Annotated in this window: 4 protein-coding genes; 3 read left to right on the plus strand and 1 reads right to left on the minus strand. The window is 72.0% G+C overall.

The annotated features are described in order from the left end of the window. Positions 1 to 359: 359 nt before the first annotated feature. A complete protein-coding gene (locus tag AVW11_RS34910; protein WP_225884790.1) occupies positions 360 to 809 on the minus strand; it encodes an Rv3235 family protein in 450 nt (149 codons plus the stop codon). A gap of 313 nt (positions 810 to 1122) precedes the next feature. Here AVW11_RS34910 and AVW11_RS34915 point away from each other — a divergent pair, with 313 nt between their 5' ends. The 3 genes from AVW11_RS34915 (at position 1123) to AVW11_RS34925 (ending at position 7608) form a co-directional block, all read left to right on the plus strand. Then, entirely contained in the window at positions 1123 to 1623 is a 501-nt protein-coding gene (locus AVW11_RS34915; RefSeq protein ID WP_076047030.1) for a DUF6912 family protein, read from the plus strand. Then, positions 1620 to 2285, plus strand: coding sequence for an HAD family hydrolase (locus tag AVW11_RS34920; protein ID WP_076047031.1), 666 nt, complete (start codon positions 1620 to 1622; stop codon positions 2283 to 2285). The genes AVW11_RS34915 and AVW11_RS34920 overlap by 4 nt, the downstream gene beginning before the upstream one ends. 373 nt (positions 2286 to 2658) lie before the next feature. Beyond that, positions 2659 to 7608: an NAD-glutamate dehydrogenase gene (locus AVW11_RS34925; RefSeq protein WP_076047032.1), complete on the plus strand. Its 4950-nt coding sequence runs from the start codon at positions 2659 to 2661 to the stop codon at positions 7606 to 7608. Positions 7609 to 7662: the final 54 nt, after the last annotated feature.

The raw sequence follows: 7662 nt of genomic DNA on the forward strand, positions 1-7662 counted from the left end.
GCCGGACACCGCGGGGTGTCCGGCCCCGGCCGTTTCGCTCCCGCGGGGGTGGCGGGTGTGGTGGTGCGGCTCCCGCCGGGGTGCCGGTGCGGCGCCGTGGCGGGGGCGCTGCCCCCGGACCCCCGCGCCTCAAACGCCGGCGGGGCTGTAGTTGGGGGCTTCGGCCCCCGGGCCCGCGGGCCTCGAACGTCGGCGGGGCTGTGGTTCGGGGCTTCGGGCCCCGGGCCCGCGGGCCTCGAACGCCGGCGGGGCTGTGGTTGGGGGCTTCGGGCCCCGGGCCCGCGGGCCTCGAACGTCGGCGGGGCTGTGGTTGGGGGCTTCGGGCCCTGGGCCCCGGCGGGGCTGTGGTTCGGGGCGGGTCAGGGGAGGGGGCCCTGGATTTCGACGGCCGCGCAGCGCCAGCGGAGGTCCGGGCCCTGTTCGAGGCGGAAGGCCATGGCCGTGACGCGGTCGCCGGTGGCGATGCGGGCGAAGGCCTCGATGACGCCCGGGCCGGGGATGAAGCGGCCGCACTGGCGGACGACCGGGGACAGGCGCTCGCGCAGAGCCTGCTCGGTGGGGGCCAGGTTCACCAGCTGCTGGTAGGCCGGGCCGATGGTGTGGCCGAGGAGCGAGTGGACGGGGCGCCGGCCGCTCACCACGGCCAGGAGGCGTTCGGCGAACCAGTGGTGCGGGCCGAGGCGCAGGGTGGGCGGGGGGCCCGCCGGGCGCCGCTGGTCGCGCCGTCCGGCGGGGCGGGTCCCGGGACGGCCTGCGGGCCGGCGGCGGCCGCCGTTGCTGCCGATCGTGCCGCGCGTCGTGGTGTCCATCGCGATCTGCCCCCGAACAGGCCGGGCCCGGAGCGGTACCGGGCGGTAACTTGATGGGGATCTTCTACGGCCGGCGAACACGCTCCGCAACCACCGGCCGGCCCCGGCCCGCAGCCGGCCCGGTTCACCTATCCGAGTGCGCGCCCCGCCGTGCCGGCGGCCGCCCGGCACGGGTCGGGGGCCGCGGGTGGACGGGCGCCCCGCGGGCCCCGGCAGCCCGATGGGGTACGGCGGCCGTCACCCTGCCGGACCCCGGCCGACCACCTCCGAGTCGTATCCTGGGTGCGTTTCCGACTACCGAAAGCAGCCGGCCATGCGCGTGTACGTCCCCCTGACCCTCCCCGGGCTCGCCGAGGTGCACCAGGCGGGTGAGCTGGGCCCCGCCCCGCTGCGGGCGTACGCCGTCACCCCCGGCCTGCGCGAGTGGTACGCCTCGGACGACATCGAGGAGCTGGAGTACGCGGCACTGGGCCGGGCCGCGGCCGCCTCGCTGCGGCTGCTCGCCGCCGACCCCGGCGCGCCCCGCCGGCGCGTCGTCGTCGCCCTCGACGTGGACGACAAGGCCGCCACCGCCACCCCCGCGGTCGACGAGGCCGCCCTGGGCCAGGTCAGCCTCGCCGCCGCCGTGCGCCTGACCGTGGCCGCCGCCGTGCACGTGGACGCCGACGACGCCGACGAGGACGTGGCCGCCGCCGCGCTGGCCCTGCCCGCGGCCGACGGCGGGGACGAGGACGCGCAGTCCACCGTCGACGGGGCCGAGGACCACGAGCTGCTGTGGTTCGGCGTCCAGGAGATCCCGGGGCTGCTGAAATGACCCGCACGCACCACATCGTCTGGGACTGGAACGGCACGCTGCTCCACGACATCGACGCCGTCATCGCCGCGACGAACGCCTCCTTCGCCGAACTCGGCTTCGCGCCGATCACCCTGGAGACGTACCGCGAGCTGTACGTCGTACCGGTGCCGAAGTTCTACGAGCGCCTCATGGGACGGCTGCCCACCGAGGAGGAGTGGCTCGTCATGGACGAGACCTTCCACCGCCACTACTGGGCCGCCGCCGCGGACTCCGGGCTCACCGACGGTGCCCGGGACCTGCTCCGGGACTGGCAGCTCGGCGGGCTCACGCAGTCCCTGCTGTCCCTCGCACCCCACGACAGGCTCGTCCCGCTCGTGCGCGAACACGGCATCGACGTGCACTTCCTGCGCGTCGAAGGGCGGACCGGCCCCTCCCACACCTCCAAGGCGGGACATCTCGTACGCCACATGCAAGCCCTGGACGCCGCCGGGGTGAGCGCCGACCGTACGGTCCTCATCGGAGACGCCGTGGACGACGCACTCGCCGCCGCCCACGTCGGCGCCCGCGCCGTCCTCTACACGGGTGGTTCGCACAGCCGCCGCAGTCTGGAATCAGCCGGAGTCCCCGTCGTGGACACCCTGGCGGAGGCCGTTCTGACAGCTCGCGAGCTGGCCGAATAGCGACTGGACAGGCCGCTGCACGGAAGGGCTGCAACGTCGCTGGCCAGAGTGTCAAAGTTCCACCCCAAGATTTGTACAGATGCAGCGAATGACGACCTGGGGGTAGGTCGGGATAGCCTTGTACCCGTGATCAGCGCGATATCCATCGGGGGCACTGGAGCCTCCGGCCTGCGCCCGGCGCACGACAGTGCCCGGGCCATCGCTGATCCCCGCCACCGGGACCTTCGGCCGATCTTGGCTCATTCCCTCCCGGTCGGCTCTCTCGACGGCATAGCGTCGATTCAGAACGGACACCGACACCCCGCCTCGCGGCGCTATGTCATTCCTTCCTTCACCTACGTCACGCAATGGCGCGCGACAGGAGCCAGAGGACATGCAGACCAAGCTGGACGAAGCAAAGGCCGAGCTGCTCGCACGGGCGGCCCGGGTAGCTGAGCACAGCCCGGCCGGGGGGCTACTTCCGACTGGGTCCGAGCAGGGAGAGCGTCCGGACCGGGACGCGGTCCTCTCCTACCTCCAGCGCTACTACCTGCACACGGCGCCCGAGGACCTCACGGACCGGGACCCGGTCGATGTGTTCGGAGGCGCGCTCTCCCACTACCGACTGGCCGAGAACCGGCCGCAGGGCACCGCGAACGTACGCGTGCACACCCCCACGGTGGAGGAGAACGGCTGGACCTCCAGCCACTCCGTCGTCGAGGTCGTCACCGACGACATGCCCTTCCTCGTGGACTCCGTGACGAACGAGCTGTCCCGCCAGGGCCGCGGCATCCACGTCGTGATCCACCCGCAGGTCGTCGTCCGCCGTGACATCACCGGCAAGCTGATCGAGATCCTCGGCCCCGACTGCGACGCGCACGGCCCCCGCACCGAGCGCCCCCACGACTCCCTCGTCGAGTCCTGGATCCACGTCGAGATCGACCGCGAGACCGACCGCGCCGACCTCAAGCAGATCACCGTCGACCTGCAGCGCGTCCTGTCCGACGTCCGCGAGTCCGTCGAGGACTGGGAGAAGATGCGCGAGGCCGCGCTGCGCATCGCCGACGGCCTGCCCGACGAGCCCACCGCCCCGGACCTGCGCGAGTACGAGCTCGAAGAGGCCCGTGAGCTGCTGCGCTGGCTCGCCGACGACCACTTCACCTTCCTCGGCTACCGCGAGTACAACCTCGTCGACGGCGACGCCCTGGCCGCCGTGCCCGGCACCGGCCTCGGCATCCTGCGCTCCGACCCGCACCACAGCGGCAAGGAGGACGGCCACCCGGTCTCGCCGTCCTTCAACCGGCTGCCCGCCGACGCCCGCGCCAAGGCCCGCGAGCACCGCCTGCTGGTGCTGACCAAGGCCAACAGCCGCTCCACCGTGCACCGCCCCTCGTACCTCGACTACGTGGGCGTCAAGAAGTTCGACGCCGACGGCAACGTCGTCGGCGAGCGCCGCTTCCTCGGCCTGTTCTCCTCCGCCGCGTACACCGAGTCCGTGCGCCGCGTGCCGGTCATCCGCCGCAAGGTCGCCGAGGTCCTGGAGCGGGCCGGCTTCTCGCCGTCCAGCCACGACGGCCGCGACCTGACGCAGATCCTGGAGACCTACCCGCGCGACGAGCTGTTCCAGACCCCGGTCGACCAGCTCCAGTCCATCGTCACCTCCGTCCTCTACCTCCAGGAACGCCGCCGGCTGCGGCTGTACCTGCGCCAGGACGAGTACGGGCGCTACTACTCGGCGCTGGTCTACCTGCCGCGCGACCGCTTCACCACCGGTGTGCGGCTGCGCCTGATGGACATCCTGCGCGAGGAGCTCGGCGGCATCAGCGTCGACTTCACCGCCTGGAACACCGAGTCGATCCTCTCCCGCATCCACTTCGTCATCCGCGTCCCGCAGGGCACCGAGCTGCCCGTGCTGACCGACGGCGATGTCGAGCGCATCGAGGGCCGCCTCGTCGAGGCCGCCCGCTCCTGGGCCGACGGCTTCGACCAGGCGCTCAACGCCGAACTCGGCGAGGAGCGCGCCGCGGAGCTGCTGCGCCGCTACGGCTCCGCCTTCTCCGAGGGCTACAAGGCCGACCACTCGCCGCGCGCCGCCGTCGCCGACCTCGTGCACCTGGAGAAGCTGCGCGGCAGCGACAAGGACTTCGCGCTCTCGCTGTACGAGCCCGTCGGCGCGGGCCCCGGCGAGCGCCGCTTCAAGATCTACCGCGCCGGCGAGCAGGTCTCCCTGTCCGCCGTCCTGCCGGTGCTCCAGCGCCTCGGCGTCGAGGTCACCGACGAGCGCCCGTACGAGCTGCGCTGCGCGGACCGCACCAACGCGTGGATCTACGACTTCGGTCTGCGGCTCTCGGCGGGCGACCTCGGCGACGACGCCCGCGAGCGCTTCCAGGACGCCTTCGCGGCCGTCTGGAACGGCCAGGCCGAGAACGACAACTTCAACACCCTCGTGCTGAGCGCCGGCCTGACCTGGCGCCAGGCGGTCGTCCTGCGCGCGTACGCCAAGTACATGCGCCAGGCGGGCTCCACCTTCAGCCAGGACTACATGGAGGACACCCTCCGCAACAACGTCCACACCACCCGGCTGCTGGTCTCGCTCTTCGAGGCCCGGATGTCGCCCGTCCGCCAGGCCGCCGGCAGCGAGCTCGTGGACGCCATGCTGGAGGAGCTCGACGGGGCCCTGGACCAGGTCGCCTCGCTCGACGAGGACCGCATCCTGCGGGCCTTCCTCACCCTGATCAAGGCGACCCTGCGCACGAACTTCTTCCAGCTCGACTCCCGCGGCGAGCAGCACGCCTACGTGTCGATGAAGTTCGACCCGCAGGCCATCCCGGACCTGCCGGCGCCCCGCCCGGCCTTCGAGATCTGGGTGTACTCCCCGCGCGTCGAGGGCGTCCACCTGCGCTTCGGCAAGGTCGCCCGAGGCGGCCTGCGCTGGTCCGACCGCCGCGAGGACTTCCGTACGGAGATCCTCGGCCTGGTCAAGGCGCAGATGGTCAAGAACACCGTCATCGTGCCGGTCGGCGCCAAGGGCGGCTTCGTCGCCAAGAACCTCCCCGACCCGTCGGTGGACCGCGACGCCTGGCTCGCCGAGGGCATCGCCTCGTACAAGATCTTCATCTCGGCGCTGCTCGACATCACCGACAACATGGTCGCCGGCGAGGTCGTGCCGCCGCGCAGCGTGGTCCGCCACGACGAGGACGACACCTACCTCGTCGTCGCCGCCGACAAGGGCACCGCGACCTTCTCCGACATCGCCAACGGCGTGGCGGAGGCCTACGGCTTCTGGCTCGGCGACGCCTTCGCGTCCGGCGGCTCGGCCGGCTACGACCACAAGGGCATGGGCATCACCGCCCGCGGCGCGTGGGAGTCCGTCAAGCGGCACTTCCGCGAGCTCGGCCACGACACCCAGACCCAGGACTTCACCGTCGTCGGCGTCGGCGACATGTCCGGTGACGTCTTCGGCAACGGCATGCTGCTCTCCGAGCACATCCGCCTGGTGGCCGCCTTCGACCACCGCCACATCTTCATCGACCCGACCCCGGACGCGGCCACCTCCTACGCCGAGCGCCGGCGCCTGTTCGAGCTGCCGCGGTCCTCGTGGGCGGACTACGACCCCTCGCTCATCTCGGCGGGCGGCGGCATCCACCCGCGTTCGGCGAAGGCCGTCCCGGTCACCGCCCAGATGCGCGCGGCCCTCGGCATCGAGGCCGGCGTCACCAAGATGACCCCGGCCGAGCTGATGCAGGCGATCCTCAAGGCCCCCGTGGACCTGGTGTGGAACGGCGGCATCGGCACCTACGTCAAGGCGACCTCCGAGACGCACGCCGACGTCGGCGACAAGGCCAACGACGCCATCCGCGTCAACGGCTGCGACGTGCGGGCGCAGGTCATCGGCGAGGGCGGCAACCTGGGCCTGACCCAGCTCGGCCGCATCGAGTTCGCCCGCAGCGGCGCCGGCGGCGAAGGCGGCAAGGTCAACACCGACGCCATCGACAACAGCGCGGGCGTGGACACCTCCGACCACGAGGTGAACATCAAGATCCTGCTCAACGCGGTCGTCGCCGACGGCGACATGACCGTCAAGCAGCGCAACAAGCTGCTCGCGCAGATGACCGACGAGGTCGGCCGTCTGGTGCTGCGCAACAACTACGCGCAGAACACCGCGCTGGCCAACGGCTCGGCCCAGGCGCCCAGCCTGCTCCACGCCCAGCAGCGCTTCATGCGCCGCCTGGAGGGCGCCGGACTGCTCAACCGCGAGCTGGAGTTCCTGCCCACCGACCGGCAGATCCGCGAGCTGCTGAACAACGGCAAGGGGCTGACCCAGCCGGAGCTGGCCGTGCTCTTCGCGTACACGAAGATCACGACGGCGGACGAGCTCATCGCCACCGAGCTGCCGGACGACCCGTACCTGCGCCGTCTGCTCTTCGCGTACTTCCCGGCGGTCCTGGGCGAGAAGTTCTCCGAGCAGATCGACGCCCACGCGCTGCGCCGGGAGATCATCACGACGATCCTGGTCAACGACACCGTCAACACCGGTGGTTCGACGTTCCTGCACCGCCTGCGGGAGGAGACCGGCGCCTCCACGGAGGAGATCGTCCGGGCGCAGCTCGCGGCCCGCGAGATCTTCGGCCTGGCCGAGGTGTGGGACGCGGTGGAGGCGCTCGACAACAAGGTGGCCGCGGACGTCCAGACCCGGGTGCGCCTGCACTCGCGCCGCCTGGTCGAGCGCGGTACCCGCTGGCTGCTCAACAACCGGCCGCAGCCGCTCCAGATCACCGAGACCATCGCCTTCTTCGGGGAGCGCGTGTCCGAGGTGTGGGCGGAGCTGCCGAAGCTGGTGCGCGGCGCGGACCTGGAGTGGTACCAGCTGGTCATGGACGAGCTGACCGGCGAGGGCGTGCCGCAGGAGCTTGCGGCGAAGGTCGCCGGCTTCTCCTCGGCCTTCCCGACGCTGGACATCGTCGCGATCGCGGACCGGACGGGCGTGGACCCGCTGGGTGTCGCCGATGTGTACTACGACCTCGCCGACCGCCTGGACATCACGCAGCTGATGGACCGCATCATCGAGCTGCCGCGGGCCGACCGCTGGCAGTCCATGGCCCGCGCGTCCATCCGCGAGGACCTGTTCGCGGCGCACGCGGCCCTGACCGCGGACGTGCTGTCGGTGGGCAACGGCGCCTCGACTCCCGAGGAGCGCTTCCGGGCGTGGGAGGAGAAGAACGCGGCGATCATCGGGCGGGCCCGGACGACCCTGGAGGAGATCCGGGGTTCGGACGACTTCGACCTGGCGAACCTGTCGGTGGCGATGCGGACCATGCGCAGCCTGCTGCGCGCGCACAGCTGATCGTCCCTGCGCAGCCGAAACGGGCCGGGCCCGGGACCGCGAGGTCCCGGGCCC

It is taken from the genome of Streptomyces amritsarensis (genome assembly GCF_001953875.1).
GTDB lineage: Bacteria > Actinomycetota > Actinomycetes > Streptomycetales > Streptomycetaceae > Streptomyces > Streptomyces amritsarensis.

Coding starts and splice junctions, on each gene's coding strand:
- AVW11_RS34910 (WP_225884790.1), bottom strand. CDS start 809: ATGGACACCACGACGCGCGGCACGATCGGCAGCAACGGCGGCCGCCGC.
- AVW11_RS34915 (WP_076047030.1), top strand. CDS start 1,123: ATGCGCGTGTACGTCCCCCTGACCCTCCCCGGGCTCGCCGAGGTGCAC.
- AVW11_RS34920 (WP_076047031.1), top strand. CDS start 1,620: ATGACCCGCACGCACCACATCGTCTGGGACTGGAACGGCACGCTGCTC.
- AVW11_RS34925 (WP_076047032.1), top strand. CDS start 2,659: ATGCAGACCAAGCTGGACGAAGCAAAGGCCGAGCTGCTCGCACGGGCG.